Genomic DNA, 17,711 nt, shown 5'->3' with positions numbered 1-17,711 from the left:
CTTTAAATTGGCGGGTTGGTTTAGTGGTGAGGCCTGGTTGATTGTGTCTTTTGATATAAAAATGCCACAGTAGGTTCAAGCTTCTTTCCGAGCGAGGGTTTATGGGTAAGTGTCTTGTTTTATTGAAGATTGCACCGTTTTCTTTACCCACCCGCCCTCTAAATCTCGGCCCATGCGTCTTTTTAAGACAGTAATTTGTCACACGCCCCTTGCGCTCAGCTCTTGACAGCCTATCTTTCCACTAGACCTCCTGAACATGTATAGAAGCGATTTAAAAACCAATCAGTCTAAGCTGAATTGGCTTTTTACAATCGCGTTTCGATAAGAAAGAACTAGTAAAAAACCAGTCCGTCTTTCTAATGAAAATCAAAAAAAAATGAAAAAGAAAGGCTGGACCAATATGTGACGGAGATGAAAAAAGTGGGCATGCGGTAGCTGCCCATTTTTTATCCCCGCCCAACGCCGAAGGGGTGGCCAAGCCCCATTCCCCCGGCCCCCACTTTTCCGCCACAAACCATCCACGCCCACCATGCACCCACATCGCGCCAACCGCACTACAGCGCCATGCCAGCCCCCCTGTACCCCGGTCCGCGCGTATATGATGCCCGCATGAAAGCCAGCACCGCCAAACTCGACCGCCTGCTGTCGCTCGTTGATGCGAAGCTGAAGCGCACCGCGTTCGAAATGCGCAAGCAGACACCCACATACCTCACTAAAGCCATCGACAAGCCAGTCCCGTTCACGAGCGGCATCGGCGTCACACGCGTTGACCGCGCATCGACGAGCGGCTCATTGAAGTCGATCAAAGCAACGTTACGCGTCTCACCGTCGATATCGCGAAAATGCGGCATTGAAGGAAAAGGAATGAATAATGAGTAGGGGATACGACTTCACTTTATACGTGCTGCAAGCTATCTCGCTCATCGAACCACCGGTAATTCCGTTAGCCGCGTTTTGTAGAGCGGACTGCGGTGATCAGCTCGTAGCTGCCAAGATCGCGTCATCCCCTCGCTGGCCAAGACCATCGTCTTCTTGCCGAACCGCCCGTTGACCTCATCCAGAGCATGCATCATCGCTGTCGATCCCTCTCGGAGAGTATCAAACAGGGTTAGCTGTCTTTGCTCATAAGGGAGCATCATCCAGCATGACGCCAGCCTTGGTGAACCCGTAAGATGCCGCACCGATTTTCGGCCAAGCTGCCAAGGCACAGCGCTTTGCCGCCCCGACAAGATCGAACGTGTCCGACGACATTGGCGTCAGCCGGGTCGACCGTGAGCCAGCATACTGCGGTCGATCCTGCCGGTGGCGGTTCGTGTGAAAGAACACGGTCAGTGTCCCCGCAACCAGTCCGTGCTGCCGCAGCTTTTCGGCCGCGCGTGTCGCATGCGCTTTGATCCCTTGAAACAGCGTGTCGAAGTCCTTCATCGGCGTGCCTGAAGACCGTGTCACAGCCATGCCCTTTCGCTGCGGCTCCACGTCGTCGAAGGCGATGCAGGGTTCTCCCTGTAGCTCCAACACGGTTCGCTCCAGCACGACGGTGCCGAGGGCGCGCGCCTGGCGCAACGGCATGTCCCGCAACTCGGCCGCCGTGCCGATGCCGATCCACTGCAACTTGGCCTGCGTTTTGCGCCCGATACCCCAGATGTCACCTACGGGCATGAGCGGCAGCAGCCAGTTGGCGAGCGTCTGGTCCATCATGTCGAGCACGCCCGCAAAGATTGGGTTCTTCTAGGCGATGTCGTTGGCGCACTTCGCCAGGGTCTTCGTCGGCGCGATACTGACCCGAACCGGCACGCCAACCCTACCCAGCACATCGCGCCGGAGCGCCTTGGCATGGGCGGTGCGATCCTTGAACCCGGTGAAGTCGAGAAAGCATTCGTCGATCGAGTAGATCTCCACGGTCGGCGTATAGTCCTCGTAAACCTCCACCACCCGTCTGCTGATGTCCCCGTAGAGTTTATAGTTCGACGAGAAAACTCGGATACCGTGTGCCTCGACCTTGTCGCGGATCAGGTGCAGGGGCTCGCCCATCTTGATGCCAAGAGCTTTTGCCTCGTCGCTGCGCGCCACGGCACAGCCATCGTTGTTCGATAACACGATAATCGGCACGATCTTTAGCGTAGGGTCGAATATCCGTTCGGCACTGACGTAGAAGTTCGCCCTGTCGCTGATCGCGATGGGCCGGATCACGCCAAGTCATACCGCCGCACCACGCCGGCAATGACACCCCAGATCTCGCTGTCTTCGGTGAGCTCAATGTCGGGGTATGGCTCCTGGCTATTTGCCGGTGCCAGATAGAACTTGCCGTCGCGCTTGCGCAGAATCTTTGCCATGACGGCCCCCTCGACCACGGCAAGGACAGCGCGCCCCAGTCGCCGCTTGCCGGCGCGGTCGACGGCAATGATGTCGCCGTCCCGGATGCCGACATCCCACAGACAGTCGCCCTCGACGCGCCACCAGAATGTCGAAGATGGATGCCGCACCACCCAGGCAATCGGGTCGATCTCGTCTTCGAGATCATCTCCAGCAGGTGAGGGAAAGCACGCGCTGACCCGCATGGCAGGCAGGCCAATGATCTGTCGCTCTGCCAGGATGGGGGCTTCGATGGGATGGAGGGGCATCCGCGACTCCTGTGTTGTTCTTATTTTGTTCTCCGTCTATCTGCGACCTGCAGCCGACCTGTCAAGCAGTGGCGACGAGTCGGTTAGGTTTTTCGCCACGTCCCCGCACCGCGACAGGTCGCATTGTCTGGCTGGCCCATAAGGATACCATGACCACTCACGTTCCGGAGCTTTTGATGACACAGCAATCACGCGGTCAGGTGCGCGGCATCGAGCGGCTCTACCTCGATTTCGACAGCTTCTTCGCGTCGGTCGAGCAGCATTTCAATCCGGATCTGCGCGGTCGCCCAGTCGGTGTCGTGCCATTGGATGCGTTGCACACCAGCTGCATCGCGGTCAGCCGCCAGGCCAAGGCGCGCGGCATCAAGTCCGGCGCGACAATCCTAAAGGCGCGCGAGATCAGTCCGGACATGATCTTCGTCGTCGCACGACATGACGTCTACGTGCGCCTGCACAGGCGCATCCTCGATGTGATCGAAACGGTCGTGCCCGTGGCCCACGTTAGGTCAATCGACGAAGTTGTCTGCAACCTGCTGCCGTCGGAAAGCGATCGCGGTGAAGATCTTGCCCGCCAACTGAAGACCGCGCTTTCCACCGTGTTCAGCGACGTGCTGACGTGCTCGATTGGGATGGCACCGACGGAACTGCTGGCCAAGATCGCAGCTGAACTGCACAAGCCGGATGGGTTCAGGCTGATCAAAGCTGAGGAATTGCCCCACGCGCTGTCAGGCATCGACCTCGGTGATCTTCCCGGCATCTCGAAAGGCATGCGCGCGCGGCTGGATGCGGCAAGCGTTCACGACTTCGACGGCCTCTGGGCGCTGGCACCCAAACAGGCGCGGGCGATCTGGGGCAGCGTCGAGGGCGAGCGGTTCTGGAACGGCCTCCACGGCTACCACACCGAGCGCCCCGAGACGAAGAAGAGCATGTTCGGTCACAGCCGTATATTGCCCAAGGACTGGCGCAATCCGGAGAAGGTCAAGATCTGCGCGCGCCTTCTGACGGAAAGCGCCGGCCGCCGGGTCCGCCGCGCCGATGTCCGTGCGACGCGGTTGACGCTCAGCTTTAGGGGTGGCGGGGCCAGGAACCCGTCGGGCCGGCGGTCGGACGACAAGCAATGGAGCTGGGAAGGGTCATTCGCACCTGCCCGAGACGACCACACATTTATGACAGCCCTCGGCGCGGGACTTGCAGAGGCAGAACGCAGACAACCTTTCCAGCCACGATCGGTGAGCGTGATGATCCACGGCCTGATTGGCACAGCCGAGGTCATGGGCGACCTGTTCGCGGTATCTCCCGGCGTGTCAGGTGGCGCGTCGGAGACAGAAGACCGCGCCAAGTGGGAGAAGGTCAGCGATCTGATGGACGGTCTGCGTGCAAAGCTCGGACCGCAGGCGCTATCTATGGGACCACAGACAGAGGTGCCCGGTGGCTATGTCGGTGCCAAGATCGCCTTCGGCAGAATACCGGACGACGCGGACTTCAGCGGTCCGCGTGTCGCCGACGAAGACACCCACTTCGTCACGTTTTGAGCCATGGTCAGATCAATCAGGAGCCGAATATGCAGACGCTTCCCATCGAGAACGTTCAGGACTACCCGCGACCGCCCAGCCTTGCGGACGTCCCGCAGCATCGGCGCGTGATGCTTGCCGATCAGGTCGCCGCCGATACCACCAAAGGGCAGCGCGTCCTGGAGACGCACCACGCGCCGACCTACTATTTTCCGCGCGACGACATCCGTGCCCATCTTGTGCCTGTCGGCGGTGGCAGCTTTTGTGAATGGAAAGGGCACGCGCAGTATTTCGATGTCGTTGTGGCCGGAACGGTCGCAAGGCGCGCGGCATGGACCTATGAGCGCCCCTCACCAAGCTTTTCGCGTATCGCAGGCCACGTGGCGTTTTACGCCGGCCTGGTGGACGCTTGTTTCGTAGGGGATGAACGCGTCATCCCGCAACCAGGGGACTTTTATGGCGGCTGGGTGACCGCCAACCTGATAGGCACGCCAAAAGGTAGTCGAGGAACAATGCACTGGTAAAAGCCGGGCTCCCATCTCGCGGCCTTTCGTGACGGTCACCGTCATGCTGACAATTGGGAATTTGTGGTGTCAAGCTCAAGCACCTTCCTACCCCGCCGCAGTCATGCTGCCGCGGTCAGACTTCACTCCCTCGCCGCTCTGGTGGATCACCATGCGCTCCGCCGGGAATGGCTTGATCAGCGCAAAGGCGTCGTCTGGCGTGCCGGTCAGCCACTGCCCATAGTCCTCGGGGGCCAGGATCATCGGCATCCGGTCCGGGTGCGTTTCCTTGACCAGTGCGTTCGGCGTCGTGGTTACCATAGAGCTGGTAAACATCTCGCGCAGCTCGCCGCCACCGTAGTTTCCCTTGTAGGCGCGCCAAACGCCCGCCAAGGCAAAAGGTGGCCGCGCGCCCTGCCCCGTCACACCGAACCACACGTAAGTCGCCGGATTGTGGCCTTTGGCTTCGCAGAAACTGGTCGCGGGGATCAGACAGCGCCGCGCCTCAAAGCTCCGCTTCCAGAAGCGTGACGTGCGCAGCTTGTCGTCGCGCGCGTTGTTTACGGCCTTCGGCTGGATCGGCTTGCCGGTCTTCTTGGACACCTGCGGCATCACGAAGCCCCAATGGGCGGGTCTCAGCCAGCGCGTGCCGTCGGTGTCGGCCCCGACGATCGGCGCCATGCCTTTCGGGAAGATGGCTGTCAGCGGTTCAGCATTGCCAAGCGCGTCATGAGATGCATCGACAGTGAAGAGCTGCCGCATCGCGTCCTTGGCCATCGTGTTGGAGTAGAGATTGCACATACAGTCTAGGATACGCGCTCGGACGCGCAAGGACACCTTTTTTCGACTGTAACCGGAGGAGTGATAGCTGGCATCTTGAATTTGTTCTTGTTATGTTTTATACACAAACTCTAGTTAGCGTTGGAGTTCTGTCATGGAAACATCAGTCTTCGTCCTACCCGCCACGCTGCGTCAGATCGCCTGCGTATTCCGAGGTGATCCGCCCACCGATTCCGATTTGATGCGCCCACCCGTTCCGATTTCATCCGCCCACCGTTTCCGGGGTATGCGCCCACCCCTGTGACGTGCTGCTGCGAGGCAATCTGCAACCGGCTACCTTCCGCCCTTTTGGCACGAAGGAAGCCCGATGAAGAGAATGCCGATGCGGAAGATACGAGACGTGTTACGGCTGTCAGCCGAGGGTCTGTCGACCCGTCAAATTGCGACGAGCCTTGCGATCGGGCGCACCACCCTTCGGGGCTATCTTGATCGTGCCGCTGAGTTGGGCCTGAGCTGGCCGCCACCCCCAAAAGATGTCTGACACGGACCTCGAGCGTCGTCTGTTTTATCGGGCCTGCCAGAACACCCGACGTGTTGCGGCCCAGCCTGACTGGGTGCATGTCCACCGCGAGTTGCGCCGCAAGGGCGTGACCCTGTCATTGCTGTGAGAAGAATATCGCGCCGATCATCCAGATGGTTAGGGCTATTCCCGGTTTTGCGAACTTTACATCCGGTGGGAAGGCAAGCTGTCGCCGGTGATGCGCCAGCGCCATCCGGCGGGCGAGCGGTTGTTTGTCGATTATGCAGGGCACACAATCGACGTGATTGATCCCATGACCGGCGAAGTGCGCACGGTACAACTGTTTGTCGCCACGCTGGGTGCCTCGAATTACACGTATGCTGAGGCGACTTGAACCCAATCACTGCCGGACTGGATCGCGAGCCATGTGCGCGCCTTTGGCTTCTTCGGGGGTGTGACGGCGCAGGTCGTGTCGGACAACCTGAAGGCAGGTGTCACAAAGGCCTGCTTCTACAACCCTGTGATCAACCGGACCTATGCGGATCTGGCAGCGCATTACGACACGGTTGTGGTGCCGGCGCGGCCACACAAACCAAAGGATAAAGCAAAAGTCGAAGGCGCGGTTTTACTGGTTGAGCGCTGGATTCTGGCGCGGCTGCGCAACCGTCAATTCTTCAGCCTCGGGGATGTGAACGCTGCCATTCGCCCGCTTTTGGACCGGCTCAACGACAAGGTCTCGGGTAGTGTCCGAGGACGTGGTAGACTTTCACACTGCGCTGGCAGTGTAACCGGGGTGGCCATCGAAGACGTCGGCTATGGTGGAGTTTGCACACTTCAACCACGCACCGATGGAGACCCCGATGACCGAGACCAATATGGCCCTGATTGAGCTGCTGCAAAAGCACGACGAGGGCGATTTTTTGAGAGCTGTGACCGAGGCTGTGCTTCAGACGCTGATGGAGCACGACGTTGACGGAATGATTGGCGCTGGCCGCTATGAGCGCGGAGAAGGTCGCCAGACCTACCGCAACGGCTATCGCGACCGCGAGCTCAAGACCCGGATGGGGGCATTGAACTTGCGGGTTCCAAAGCTGCGGACGGGATCATATTTCCCAGGCTTCCTCGAGCCGCGTCGGACCTCCGAGAAGGCTTTGGTGGCAGTCATTCAGGAAGCCTGGATTGGAGGCGTCTCGACCCGCAAGGTCGACGACCTTGTTCAAGCCATGGGGCTGTCGGGCATCTCCAAGAGCACGGTGTCGAAGCTGTGCAAGGACATTGACGAACGGCTGCATGAGTTCCTGGATCGGCCACTCACTGGCGAATGGCCCTATCTGTGGCTTGACGCGACCTATCTGAAGGTGCGGCAGGGCGGCAGGATCATATCGGTCGCGGCCATAATCGCTGTGGCCGTGAACACAGACGGGCGGCGTGAGATCATTGGCCTGACCGTGGGACCGTCAGAGGCTGAGACATTCTGGACCGAGTTCCTGCGTAGTCTCAAAAGCCGCGGTCTGGCGGGTCTCAAGCTGGTAATCTCCGATGCGCATTCCGGCCTGAAAGCCGCGATCGCGCGGGTCTTCGATGCGACGTGGCAGCGCTGCCGCGTCCACTGGATGCGCAATGCCCTCGCCCACGTGCCCAAGGGCCAATACACCGTCGTTGCCGCGGCAATCCGGCAGGCCTTCAACCAGCCCGACCAGAAAGGCGCGCAGGAGGTTTGGCGCCACGTCGCGGACCAGCTTCGCCCCCGCTGGCCAAAACTCGCTACGCTGATGGATGAAAGCGAGTCTGATGTTCTGGCCTACATGGCCTTCCCGGCCCAGCACCGCACCAAGCTACACAGCACGGATGTGATCGACAAGACTTTTGTGCCCAGAACAGCTATTCCTTCATTGTGCGGTCGACCTCGTGGCGAAGCGTGGCGCGTCGGCTGGAAGCGTCGCCGGGCAGCCTGTTCAGTCCCTGCCGGTTTGAGGCGGTCGCACACCCACCCTGCTTTGGAGGGTGCGGTCGCCATGACGCAACGAAGTGCTCATAGCTCTCTTGCGCGCGCTCAGCGATCTGCATCTCTTGGTGACGCAACTCTTTCACGTTGTAGGCGTATGCGCCGCCACGCTTGTTGCCCTTCTTCTGGGGCTGCCCAGAGGCCAGTTCCATGGAACGATATTTCTGCGCGACAAGGCTTGGCCGGGCCCAACGGTAGTCCTCCCCTCTTGTTAGCATGTGCCAGCAGAGTGCCGCCAGTTTGCGCGCCACTGCAACGGCCGCGATCTGATGGCCGCGTCGGGCGCGGACGCGAATGAAGAAGGCGCGCAGGGGTCCGGGTGCTTTCGCCGCGGCCCAAGCCGCCTCGACCAACATCGCACGGGCATGGCTGCGTCCCGCCTTGCTGATCCGGCCATGATGGGCAGGACCGAGCCCCGATTGACGTACCCGTGGGTTCAGCCCGAAGTAGCTCACCAGCTTCTGAGGTGATTTGAACCTGTCGATGCTGCCGATCGCCGCCATCAGCCCGGCCGCCACGGCCAGATTGACTCCGGTGATGGTCAGCAACCGTCGGATCGCCTCGTCTTCCAGCGCGTCCTGGGCAATGTCCCGATCGAGCACTGCAAGATCCTCCCCGAGCCGGTCCAGTTCCCGGACATGACGCGCGATCGCGGCCCGCTCGTCCTCCGGAACCGGTTGGCGCGTTAGCCAATCGCGCCCGCGACGGTTGAATAAATCAGCATGAGGGCACTTCGGGATCAGATGCGCATGGAGGATGGCATGCACCTCGTTCTTGATCCGGGTCCGATGCCGAACGACCTGGTAGCGGCGTGCCACAAGCCGGCGCATCCGTTCTGTCGCTGCATCCGGGGTCCAGATCTCCGGCAAATAGCCTGCGGCATATAAGCTCGCCAACGTCGCTGCGTCGACCTTGTCGGTCTTCACATGTGCATGGGCGATGGCCTTTACCTGAAGCGGATTGGCGATCACCACCCGCATCACATGTGGTGACAGAACTCTGGAAACCGCCATGCAGTTTCCAGTCGCCTCGATCACCACTTCGTCCGTCTTCAGAAGTTGCCTACCAAACCCCTCCAAGGCTGTTCGGGTCATATCAACCCGGCCTTCATGTCTGGTCACACCATTCTCCCAGATCACCACCTCCCCAAAGGTGCGGTGAATATCTATTCCAACTACGCGTCGCATATGCGCCTCCCTTGCCAGTGACAAAAAGCGGGAGCGGCGGGCGACACGACAACTACGGATTCGCGCTCTCGGCGCAACCGGGCGAGTCGCAGAGGCGGCCAGCTACTAACTCGAGCTCTCGGCTCATGCTATAAGAACGGCCTGCCCGCACTTTCGTGCTCCCGGTGCCTCCGTCCCGGATGTTCGCAGCATATACCCTAATCCGAGAATCAGGGCCGAACATTGGCACCAGAATCTTCATACCGGTTACGAACCCACTCGAACGCCTGAACAAAGAGGTGAAGCGCCGGGCCGATGTCGTGTCGATCTTTCCAAACGAGGAGTCGATCATCCGCCTGATCGGCGCGGTGCTCTTCGAGCAGAACGACGACTGGCAAAGCCAGCACCGCTACATGCAGGTAGAGGCCTTCAGCCTCATCGATGCCGCTCAGATCGACCCGCTTCTCAGCATCTCAACACAGGCCGCCTGACCGATGTCAGCGAATGGCCATACCCAAATTTACACCAGCTTGACGGACGCTACCAGGTCTCGCGCCATCTCGGCGCCAGCCGCAGACAGCTGTTCTAGCGGTTGGACAAGCCCGCCCTGAAGCCGTTGCCGGTAGCGCCTTATGTCTATGCAGAATGGAAGAAGTGCCGCGCCGGGATCGATTACCACATCGCAATCGACAAGCATTATTACTCCGTGCCCTATCAGTTGCTGAGGAAAGAGCTGTGGGTGCGCATCACCGCCCGAACGGTTGAATTCTTCCACATTGGGCAGCGTGTCGCCTCCCATGTGCGCACCTCTGGCAACGGGCAGCATTCCACGCAGCGCGACCACGTTGAAGAAAAGTTTACCGGCATGCGCTGCCGCGCAATTGCTGCACAAGTCATGAGTGATGACGTGGTCGCGTTGTTTGAGCTAACTTTGCAGGATGACGAGGTAAAGGTCGTCGAAGAGCGTCACCACCGGCTAGTGCCTGCAAAGCAACTCGATCAAAGCGCAATTCGAGATTATCGGGACTAGCTCAAAGAGCACATGAAGTTTTTCTTTGGCTTCCCTGGCGGGCATCATTCTGAAGCGCATTCGGCTCAGAGAAAATTATTGGCTTTTCACGTCTCTTCCATTGAGTCGCAGATCAAGATAACCGAATGTAATCGACGATATTCCGAGGCCAACGATTGAAAGCACAAGCGTTTCAATTTTTTGTTCACCGTGAGCTTGAAAGTCGATGTAGGGAATACCAAGCTCTGTACCATTTATAGTCAGGCTGTAACTCAGAGCGCCATAAACGATGTAAAGTACCAAAGCAGTGCCCGAAGAAATTGATAACTTGCGATACAAGTAGATTGGATTACTGAGGATGATTATAATGAATGCGGCTATTCCGAGAATTGCGCTGGCCAAAGCAATCTGGAGCGGCGAGTAACCGGCAAGCCATACAAAAACCGAACCTGCCAATGCTGCAGCCAAACCAACACCGCCACTTATTGCAGTCCATGACCACCCACGGGGCTCGCTCTTTACACCTAGTTGACTAATCTTTTTACGCGAAAGTGCATCAATAGAGTTGTTAAGATTATCTGAGAAGGTCTCGAAAGCCCTCATGATCGCACGGAACTCGCTCCCGCTAAGCGCCAGGGCTTCCAATATTTCGGAAGCAACCACTACGTCGGCGGTTCTAACTTCTCCGGCCCGTTTGGCAGCCATCTCCCCGACTGCCTGAGGAGCACAACGAAAATCAATGTGCTTTCCATTGATCCGGATATCTACACTGCCTGAAATGATGAAGTAGGCGCAGTCGTCAGGAGCGCCTTGCATGATGACTTTGTCACCCTTCTTGAACGGTAATCTTTTTGCGGATCTTAAGATTTTTTCCGCGATAGACAAATTGCCTGCAACGAGGTCATTATTTAGCAATGTGGATAGCTCGCGTTCACGAATGTCGGACTCGTCTGTCGCTATCCGATTTAAAGAAGGCGCAGCCTCCTCTAGTTTCTTCTTTTCAGGCATCTTTCAATTTCTTCCAAGTTCACGATATTCAAAGAGAAGCTACTCTTGTTGCGGATCATACCCCCATCTACTTCAAGCGGATTAAAGCCATAGAATCGCAAATAGTAAAAGAGCATTGCCTGACGCACTTGAAGCAACAATTCGCCGTCATTCATATCATACTCGACTTCAAGACGTTCCCGCTGTCTCTCAGCAAGGTTTGGGTCGGGCCGCAAACGCAAATACACAATCGTCGACCACTCGTCATCCTCAGGAATTTCTTTGACGTCACTTTCTTTGATTGTGACCTTTTCGATACGTGAGAGAACAAAGTCCGAATGACGTTCCTTATCGCTATCAAATGCCCGCATGTGCCACCTATGGCCATCGCTAGCTATGGCTTGAGGGTACAAAAAGCGGGGAGATTCAGATTCTGAACTGAGGGAAACGTACATGACCTCAACACAATGGCGATTGCGTATCGCCCGTAGCACAGTCTTTAAAATGACCGGATCAGTCTTTCGTGACGACATCCTTACGGCATCGAATTCCGGAACACTGGCAGGCCATATTTCATCCGCAGCGCGGTAGCCGTGATGCAGCATCTCCAAGTGCTGAAGGTACTCGGTCGCCTCTCCCTCAACAAAAGCCGGACGAAAGTTGGACTGCGCTACGTATGTCCTCTGGCGCGGATCGTAAGTCATGTTCTTCGGTTCGAGGTCGAGGTAGGATGTGAGATCCAGCGTCGCTTGCTGCAGAGAGATTTCGAATTTATCCTTCAGCAGCTTTCTTCCTATGGTCCCCTCCCACATGAGCTGAAATTCAATGAATTCGTAGCGTTTTCGTTGGCTTGGCTTGATCGTCTCGTGCTTCATGGCGGCTTTGTCCTCCCTCCCAGATCCTAGCATGTTGACAAATGCTAGGATAGTCCTAAAATATAGGAGTACATTAAAAACTAGAATCGCGTAGCGGGTCATCCGGTGACGCAGAAAGGTAGACCAAGATGGCCTGGAACGAGGCAACCGCGCTAGAGCGCATTAACAAGCTGAAAGAGAAGGCTCCGGCCTTCAATGTTCAGCGCTTTGACGACTACTTGCCCCTCTACGAAGCGGACAGGGCGATCCGGGCGGCTCAAAAGCAACCGGCGACTCCTCCGTTGTTCAGCCTGCCGAAGGGCAAGGCCGTCGTGGTCGATACCGTCCAGATATATATCGCGATCACTAACTACGATGAGTTTCGTCTTGAGGAAGGCCGCGAGACCGAGGCCTCTCACGAACGCGCCATGCGGCTTTTGCATCTCTACTATAGCGCGGCTGATCGTGCGATTGAGAACACTGCGGCCCAGAGGGTTGATTTCCACAGCGGCCGCGTGCACGCCGTGGTGCTGGAGCGCGGAAAGCAGGGCGTCACCCGCGACACACTTTCTCAGGCACTTGCCTTCGTTGACGATTTCAGGCAGGTTGCTGACGCTGCAAACCGCGAGCTTGCCAAGAGCGAATTTAGCGCCAAGTTCCGGGTCGGGATCGATGTAGGCACATGCGTCGCCATCAACAACGGGACGGGCTGTGAGCAGGAGCCTATGTTCCTTGGGAGCGCGGCCAATCACGCAGCGAAGCTGGCTTTCGGCAAGGAGCCGGGCGTCTATGTTTCCGACCGCGTGCGGGCGCTTCTCAGTATCCAAAAATTTGGTGTTATCAACGAGTTTGTTGGCCTCTCCGCTTCAGAAATGGCCGTCAATGCTGCGCGTCAGGATGCCAGCGGGCGTCTGGTATTCGAAGAGCAGGATCGACGGGCGTACACACAAGACGTAGTTTCAAACTGGAAAGAGGAAATCCAGCGCGGCGAATTTCCTGACTTCACAAACCCAAGCTTCAGCTTCTCTCACAGGGAACCACCGCTTCGCGAAATTGATTATGCTGAGCTGTCGCCGAGCCGTTCGATACGTATGTCATTGGTCTCTATGTATGCGGACATCTCCGGGTACACCGATTATATCGATATTGCCGTCGCCTCTGGAGGCATCCGCGATGCGGTGAGAGCGCTCCACGTGATCCGCGAAGAGTTCCAGAACGTGGTGGAGAAGGATTTCGGAGGCAGGAAAGTCAGGTTCATAGGGGACTGCATCCATGCGGTCATCGCTGAAGGCACCCGCACCGAAACCGATGAACGGAAAAGCGTATCCTCGGCGGCGCTGTGTGCTGGCGGGCTGCACTCTTCATTCGGGCTGTGCAAACTTGTTCTTGGGAACTTGGACAGCCTAGGGCTGGCCATCGGAATTGAGCTTGGCCAGACTCCGATTTCCCGGATCGGCATCCGTGGTGATCGGTCTGTGCGTGTGGCGTCCAGCATCGCAACCACGCGCTCAGAGCAAATGCAGCGGGAGTGTGAAGATAACGGTGTGAAGCTTGGCCCTCGCGCCCTACGCGTCGCGCCTGTGGCTCTTGAAGACCTTTTGGATCAGAGCGGCTACACCGCCAACATGGACTATGGCGACGTGTCCGTCTGCCTATCTTCAACTCCCGCCCAGGTCGCCAGCCCGAACTACGCCAGAGCGCATGTTCCGAGCCAGCCCTCTCCGCCACGGGCGCACTTCAAGTCCAAATGAACGCACTTGGCGAACTACTCCAGAATGTTCCGAGCTGGGTAAGTGTTCAGGACCGGCAGAAAGAGTCGGCGATTGTTCTGGCCGCACCGCCCGGCGTCGGCAGCGCGGCCTCCAGCGGCTTCTGGTTGAGGCTAGAAGAGTCGCAGCACGGGGGCATTGCGGTCAGTGAGGTGCAAGACAAGCGTCAGCTCCCGGCCTTCTGTCTTGAACGCCATATCAATCCAGACAGCACATTTTGTGTTTTCTTTCGTTCTGAGCACCCGATGCAAGCCCCTGAGGGCTTTAAGGCGTGGTGGTCTCACTTAGGCGTTTATCTCAATAACCAGAAATACGCCAGTAAGCGAGGCATTTGGCCGCTCGGTTCAGGTCTCAGCCACGGCGAAGCGGCGCATGTTCAGGTCGCAATGGAAGAACTTGCTGATCCATTGGGATGGAAAGACGATCTATGGCAAGCGATGTTTCGTGGCAAAGGATGGCTCGCCCAACGGCTCCCCCGTATATCCAAGAGGCGCGACCGCGTCTTGAATGCGCGTTCTCCTTGCCCTCGCGGCTGCACCTGGAAGCACAAACTTCTTCGAAAAGGCTCTTGCCATACTTCCGTATGCGATCAAGGCTGCGGTCGGCTCCATAAGCCTATATTGCGCGCCGATTGCCCCAATAGGGCGGTCATAGAGAATCTAGTTCTATTAGAAAACGAACGCCAACGCATTGAAGCTAGAATTATTGACGACTTAAGAAGCGAGGGGAAGAAGTGCTGTGGCACAATGAAGCGCTGCCCTCTCAGGGAGCAATGAAATCACCCTGCGGAATTACTTTGGCCATTGAGGATTTCTTGATCTCATTGATCAGGTGTAGCGTCTTCATAAGCAGCCAAGCTAGACGATTTGAACCGCGCCGGGTTTGCCGGAGACCAGTTGCTTCACTTTACGCGACCATATCGAGCGCGGCACGCTGCGCATAGTAGTTGGCTTCAGCCTCGACAGGCGGGATGTTCCCGATGGGTTCAAGCAGCCGGCGGTTATTGAACCAGTCCACCCATTCGAGGGTCGCCATCTCAACGGCCTCAATGTTTTTCCAAGGGCCCCGACGGCGAATGACCTCGGTCTTGTAGAGGCCATTGATCGTCTCGGCCAATGCATTGTCGTAGCTGTCTCCAACGCTTCCAACTGAGGGCTCGATGCCAGCGTCGGCCAAGCGCTCGGTGTAGCGGATGGAAACGTATTGGGACCCGCGATCGCTGTGATGCACCAGGCTGCCGTCACCATCGGGGCGTCGTTTGTAGAGTGCCTGCTCCAACGCATCCAGAACGAAGTCCGTCTTGGCCGACCCTGATACCCGCCAACCAACGATGTGATTGGCGAATGTGTCTATCACGAAGGCCACGTAAACGAAGCCGGCCCAGGTCGAGACGTAGGTGAAGTCGCTCACCCACAGCATGTTCGGTGCCGGTGCCCGGAACTGGCGGTTCACCTTGTCTTGCGGACATGGTGCCGCTGTATCGCTCTGCGTAGTCTTGATGACCTTGCCACGCACAGCCCCACGCAGCCCGATTTGGGTCATCAGCCGCGCCACCGTGCAACGGGCGACATCGAAGCCTTCCCGTCTGAGCTGGTGCCAGGCTTTGCGCACGCCGTAGACTTTGAAGTTGGCGTCCCAGATCCGCTGAATCTCGGGACGCAACGCTGCATCCCTTTGTTGTCGCGCCGACGCCTTGGACGGATCGGCACGGATGGCCAGGTGCGCATAATACGTCGATGGGGCGATCGGCAGAACCCGGCAGATCGGCTCGACCCCATAGACGGCACGATGATCGTCGATAAACCCGATCATCGCTTCAACGGGCGGTCGAGCTCCGCCTGAGCGAAATAAGCTGATGCTTTGCGGAGGATCTCATTCGCCTGACGCAGCTCTCGGTTCTCGCGTTCAAGCAGCTTGATCCGATCGCGCTCGTCGCTACTCGTGCCACCCGCCGCACCAGCGTCCTTTGCGGCCTTCCTCAGCCAGACTGCAAGCGTCTGCGGAATACAGCCGATCTTCGGTGCAATCGCCGCTATCGCGGCGCCCTGCGTTTCATAGGAACTCTGGTGTTCCAGCACCATCCGCACCGCGCGGGCGCGGACCTCCGGTGAATAGCGGTTGGCCATCTTGCTCTTTTCCATGACTCTCATCCTTCTCAGGTTTCAAGTCTCCGGCAAACCCGGCGCGGTTCAATTGGCTTCCCACATCGATCTTTAAAAATGAAATCGCGGATACTGGCGCGCCCTGACGGGCCGAGTTTTCGCGCGCCGCGTCTGTAGTCTCGGCCCTTCGGGCTTCAATCCCTTGCGCGGGCGGGCAGCAGCGCTGCCCTTGAGGCAGAGCGCGGGCGCTTAGGCACCCGCGCGAGTACCTTTTCTTTGATTGGGGGCTGATCGCCCCATCACCCATCAAGACCAAGCCCTGCGCTTTTGCTTTGGGCGAAGGCCATGGGCCGGGCTTGCCTTCGGCTGCGCCCGCACCACTCCCATACCCTTCGGTCTGGACGGTCTCCCCCCTCTCTTCGCCAGAGGGGCAGATCGGTTGCATGCGCAACCGATAGCAGGAGAAAAAGGAAATGAAGACAGATGTTTATCAGAAATTGACCGACAAGATTATTGCCGATCTGGAAAAGGGCGAGCTGAGCTGGCTGAAGCCATGGAGCAGCGGAAATCTGGAAGGCAAGATCACCAAGCCGCTACGGCATAACGGGATGCCCTATAACGGGATCAATATCCCGATGCTGTGGGGCGCATCGGTCGAGGCCGGTTTTCTCTCCCCTTACTGGATGACATTCCGCCAAGCAAAAGAGCTGGGCGCTTATGTAAAGAAGGGCGAGCGAGGTAATCTGGTAGTGTACGCCAACACCATCACCAAGACCGAAGAGCAGGACGACGGCGGCGAGGAAGAGCGCAAAATTTCTTTCATGAAAGGTTACAGCGTTTTCAACGTCGAGCAGATCGAAGGCTTGCGGGTGCACTACTATACCAAGCCGGAATCCATCATTGATCCGGCCTTGCGCATTGAGCATGCGGACGGGTTCTTTGCCGCTACGCGCGCCGACATTCGCCATGGTGGAAATAGTGCCCATTATAGAGGCGGCAGTGGTCATGTGCAGATGCCAGCTTTCGAGACGTTCCGCAGCCCAGAGACATACTATGCGGCCCTTGCCCATGAGCTGACGCACTGGACGAAACACAAGAGCCGTCTTGATCGTGATTTAGGGCGCAAGCGTTGGGGCGATGAAGGCTAAGAGCAAAGCCCAGCGCGCCCCGCGTTGCCGCGGCGGTAGCGGGTTTTTCGGCGGCTAAAACCGGAAGTCGTCAAACTAATTATCGTCAACCATTTCAGTTACGTAGGGTCGTGGCAAATCCAGAATCGGCAATCGCTTCCGGTTTCGATACACCCCCGATTTCGACGAAACACGCGCAGAATGTGAATGTCAGCCCAAGCAACTCAACTTGGGGCACGACAATGAACATCGCAGCTTTCGAAGCGCCACACGCGGACCTGACGGCCGCCTTTCAGCGCCTCGCATCCGTCTCAACGAACAGCAAAACTGTACCGATCCTGAGCCAAATCCTTGTCGAGGCGATGGCCGACAATACGGTCAAGATGACCGCGACGGATCTGGAAACCTGCATCATCACCTCGTTCGACGCAGCCGTCGAGATCCCAGGCTCAGAGAAGATCCGCAGCGTCCGGATGGAGATCGCGAACGACACCATGGTGCTGACGTTGCCGCGGTCGGAATTCGGCGACGCGCGTGAGGAGCTGCACTGCTCTTACGACGGTCCGCCGCTGAGCGTCGGCTTTGCGTCCCTCTATCTGGCCGGCGTGTCAAAGCTCGTCGAGGCCGAGGACCTCGACATGTTTTTCGACGCCGAGCAACCCGCCGAAAAGCCCCTGATCTGCCGCGACGCGTCGGACCCGTCGGCCCTCTTCATGATCACGCCATACCGGATGTGATCCAACCTGCCACCCAACCC

The 17,711-nt window shown here is 58.0% G+C and carries 15 protein-coding genes, 5 pseudogenes and 1 other annotated feature; of the genes and pseudogenes, 11 read left to right on the top strand and 9 right to left on the bottom strand.

The genetic code is table 11. The features are described from left to right. Window positions 1-609: 609 nt before the first annotated feature. Window positions 610-879 (top strand): hypothetical protein, encoded by a 270-nt coding sequence (locus GLR48_RS11545; RefSeq protein WP_237061543.1) that lies wholly within the window; start codon window positions 610-612, stop codon window positions 877-879. 41 nt (window positions 880-920) lie between these two features. Here GLR48_RS11545 and GLR48_RS11540 read toward each other — a convergent pair whose 3' ends face one another. The 4 genes from GLR48_RS11540 to GLR48_RS11525 form a co-directional block, all read right to left on the bottom strand. Further along, window positions 921-1,025 carry a DUF4113 domain-containing protein gene (locus GLR48_RS11540; RefSeq protein WP_237064526.1) on the bottom strand — a complete coding sequence of 35 codons (105 nt, stop codon included), beginning with the start codon at window positions 1,023-1,025 and terminating at the stop codon, window positions 921-923. Window positions 1,026-1,122: 97 nt separating this feature from the next. Then, window positions 1,123-1,698 (bottom strand): DinB/UmuC family translesion DNA polymerase, encoded by a 576-nt coding sequence (locus tag GLR48_RS11535; protein ID WP_237061541.1) that lies wholly within the window; start codon window positions 1,696-1,698, stop codon window positions 1,123-1,125. A 30-nt stretch (window positions 1,699-1,728) separates the two neighbouring features. Continuing rightward, window positions 1,729-2,190, bottom strand: coding sequence for a Y-family DNA polymerase (locus GLR48_RS11530; protein ID WP_237061539.1), 462 nt, complete (start codon window positions 2,188-2,190; stop codon window positions 1,729-1,731). Continuing rightward, entirely contained in the window at window positions 2,187-2,621 is a 435-nt protein-coding gene (locus GLR48_RS11525; RefSeq protein ID WP_237061537.1) for a LexA family protein, read from the bottom strand. The genes GLR48_RS11530 and GLR48_RS11525 overlap by 4 nt, the downstream gene beginning before the upstream one ends. 149 nt (window positions 2,622-2,770) lie before the next feature. Here GLR48_RS11525 and GLR48_RS11520 point away from each other — a divergent pair, with 149 nt between their 5' ends. Together GLR48_RS11520 and GLR48_RS11515 are read left to right on the top strand one after the other, a co-directional pair. Beyond that, window positions 2,771-4,153: a Y-family DNA polymerase gene (locus tag GLR48_RS11520; protein WP_237061535.1), complete on the top strand. Its 1,383-nt coding sequence runs from the start codon at window positions 2,771-2,773 to the stop codon at window positions 4,151-4,153. A gap of 29 nt (window positions 4,154-4,182) precedes the next feature. Then, window positions 4,183-4,656, top strand: coding sequence for a DUF427 domain-containing protein (locus tag GLR48_RS11515; RefSeq protein WP_237061534.1), 474 nt, complete (start codon window positions 4,183-4,185; stop codon window positions 4,654-4,656). A gap of 87 nt (window positions 4,657-4,743) precedes the next feature. On the opposite strand, the gene GLR48_RS11510 is transcribed toward GLR48_RS11515, so the two are convergent. Beyond that, window positions 4,744-5,436 carry an SOS response-associated peptidase gene (locus GLR48_RS11510; protein WP_237061533.1) on the bottom strand — a complete coding sequence of 231 codons (693 nt, stop codon included), beginning with the start codon at window positions 5,434-5,436 and terminating at the stop codon, window positions 4,744-4,746. Between the two features lie 620 nt (window positions 5,437-6,056). Here GLR48_RS11510 and istA point away from each other — a divergent pair. Next, window positions 6,057-6,668, top strand: a pseudogene (gene istA, locus GLR48_RS11505) (IS21 family transposase); the annotation flags it as partial. 127 nt (window positions 6,669-6,795) lie between these two features. Then, window positions 6,796-7,797 (top strand): annotated as a pseudogene (locus tag GLR48_RS11500) (IS256 family transposase); the annotation flags it as partial. 133 nt (window positions 7,798-7,930) lie between these two features. Here the strand turns inward: GLR48_RS11500 and GLR48_RS11495 are convergent. After that, a pseudogene (locus GLR48_RS11495) lies at window positions 7,931-9,109 on the bottom strand (IS110 family transposase); the annotation flags it as partial. Window positions 9,110-9,375: 266 nt separating this feature from the next. Between GLR48_RS11495 and GLR48_RS11490 the strand changes: the two are divergent. Both GLR48_RS11490 and GLR48_RS11485 read left to right on the top strand, forming a co-directional pair. Continuing rightward, window positions 9,376-9,597: pseudogene (locus tag GLR48_RS11490) on the top strand (transposase); the annotation flags it as partial. Window positions 9,598-9,698: 101 nt separating this feature from the next. Next, window positions 9,699-9,953, top strand: a pseudogene (locus tag GLR48_RS11485) (Mu transposase domain-containing protein); the annotation flags it as partial. A 258-nt stretch (window positions 9,954-10,211) separates the two neighbouring features. Here GLR48_RS11485 and GLR48_RS11480 read toward each other — a convergent pair. Next, a complete protein-coding gene (locus tag GLR48_RS11480; protein ID WP_237061532.1) occupies window positions 10,212-11,123 on the bottom strand; it encodes a cyclic nucleotide-binding domain-containing protein in 912 nt (303 codons plus the stop codon). Further along, window positions 11,102-11,977: a WYL domain-containing protein gene (locus GLR48_RS11475; protein WP_237061531.1), complete on the bottom strand. Its 876-nt coding sequence runs from the start codon at window positions 11,975-11,977 to the stop codon at window positions 11,102-11,104. Before GLR48_RS11475 ends, GLR48_RS11480 begins: the two co-directional genes overlap by 22 nt. A gap of 128 nt (window positions 11,978-12,105) precedes the next feature. On the opposite strand from GLR48_RS11475, the gene GLR48_RS11470 reads away from it, so the two are divergent. Together GLR48_RS11470 and GLR48_RS11465 are read left to right on the top strand one after the other, a co-directional pair. Continuing rightward, the gene (locus GLR48_RS11470) at window positions 12,106-13,707 is read left to right on the top strand and encodes a hypothetical protein (protein ID WP_237061530.1); all 1,602 of its coding nucleotides are present in this window, start codon (window positions 12,106-12,108) and stop codon (window positions 13,705-13,707) included. Next, window positions 13,704-14,501, top strand: a complete 798-nt coding sequence (locus GLR48_RS11465) for an E2 domain-associated cysteine-rich protein (protein ID WP_237061529.1) — start codon at window positions 13,704-13,706, stop codon at window positions 14,499-14,501. The genes GLR48_RS11470 and GLR48_RS11465 overlap by 4 nt, the downstream gene beginning before the upstream one ends. 130 nt (window positions 14,502-14,631) lie before the next feature. On the opposite strand, the gene GLR48_RS11460 is transcribed toward GLR48_RS11465, so the two are convergent. Further along, window positions 14,632-15,866, bottom strand: a protein-coding gene (locus GLR48_RS11460; RefSeq protein ID WP_237061527.1) for an IS3 family transposase whose coding sequence is annotated in 2 segments (ribosomal slippage) — window positions 14,632-15,569 and window positions 15,569-15,866 — 1,236 coding nt in all. Because the reading frame shifts where the segments join, the coding sequence is not laid out codon by codon here. After that, window positions 15,463-15,579, bottom strand: a sequence feature (AL1L pseudoknot). (Overlaps the previous gene by 117 nt.) A 434-nt stretch (window positions 15,867-16,300) precedes the next feature. Between GLR48_RS11460 and GLR48_RS11455 the strand changes: the two genes are divergently transcribed. Continuing rightward, a complete protein-coding gene (locus GLR48_RS11455; protein ID WP_237061525.1) occupies window positions 16,301-16,975 on the top strand; it encodes an ArdC family protein in 675 nt (224 codons plus the stop codon). Window positions 16,976-17,196: 221 nt separating this feature from the next. Then, the gene (locus GLR48_RS11450) at window positions 17,197-17,691 is read left to right on the top strand and encodes a hypothetical protein (RefSeq protein ID WP_237061522.1); all 495 of its coding nucleotides are present in this window, start codon (window positions 17,197-17,199) and stop codon (window positions 17,689-17,691) included. Window positions 17,692-17,711 lie beyond the last annotated feature (20 nt).

It is taken from the genome of Loktanella sp. M215 (genome assembly GCF_021735925.1).
Lineage (GTDB): Bacteria > Pseudomonadota > Alphaproteobacteria > Rhodobacterales > Rhodobacteraceae > Loktanella.
This window is presented reverse-complemented; position numbering and strand designations above follow the sequence as displayed.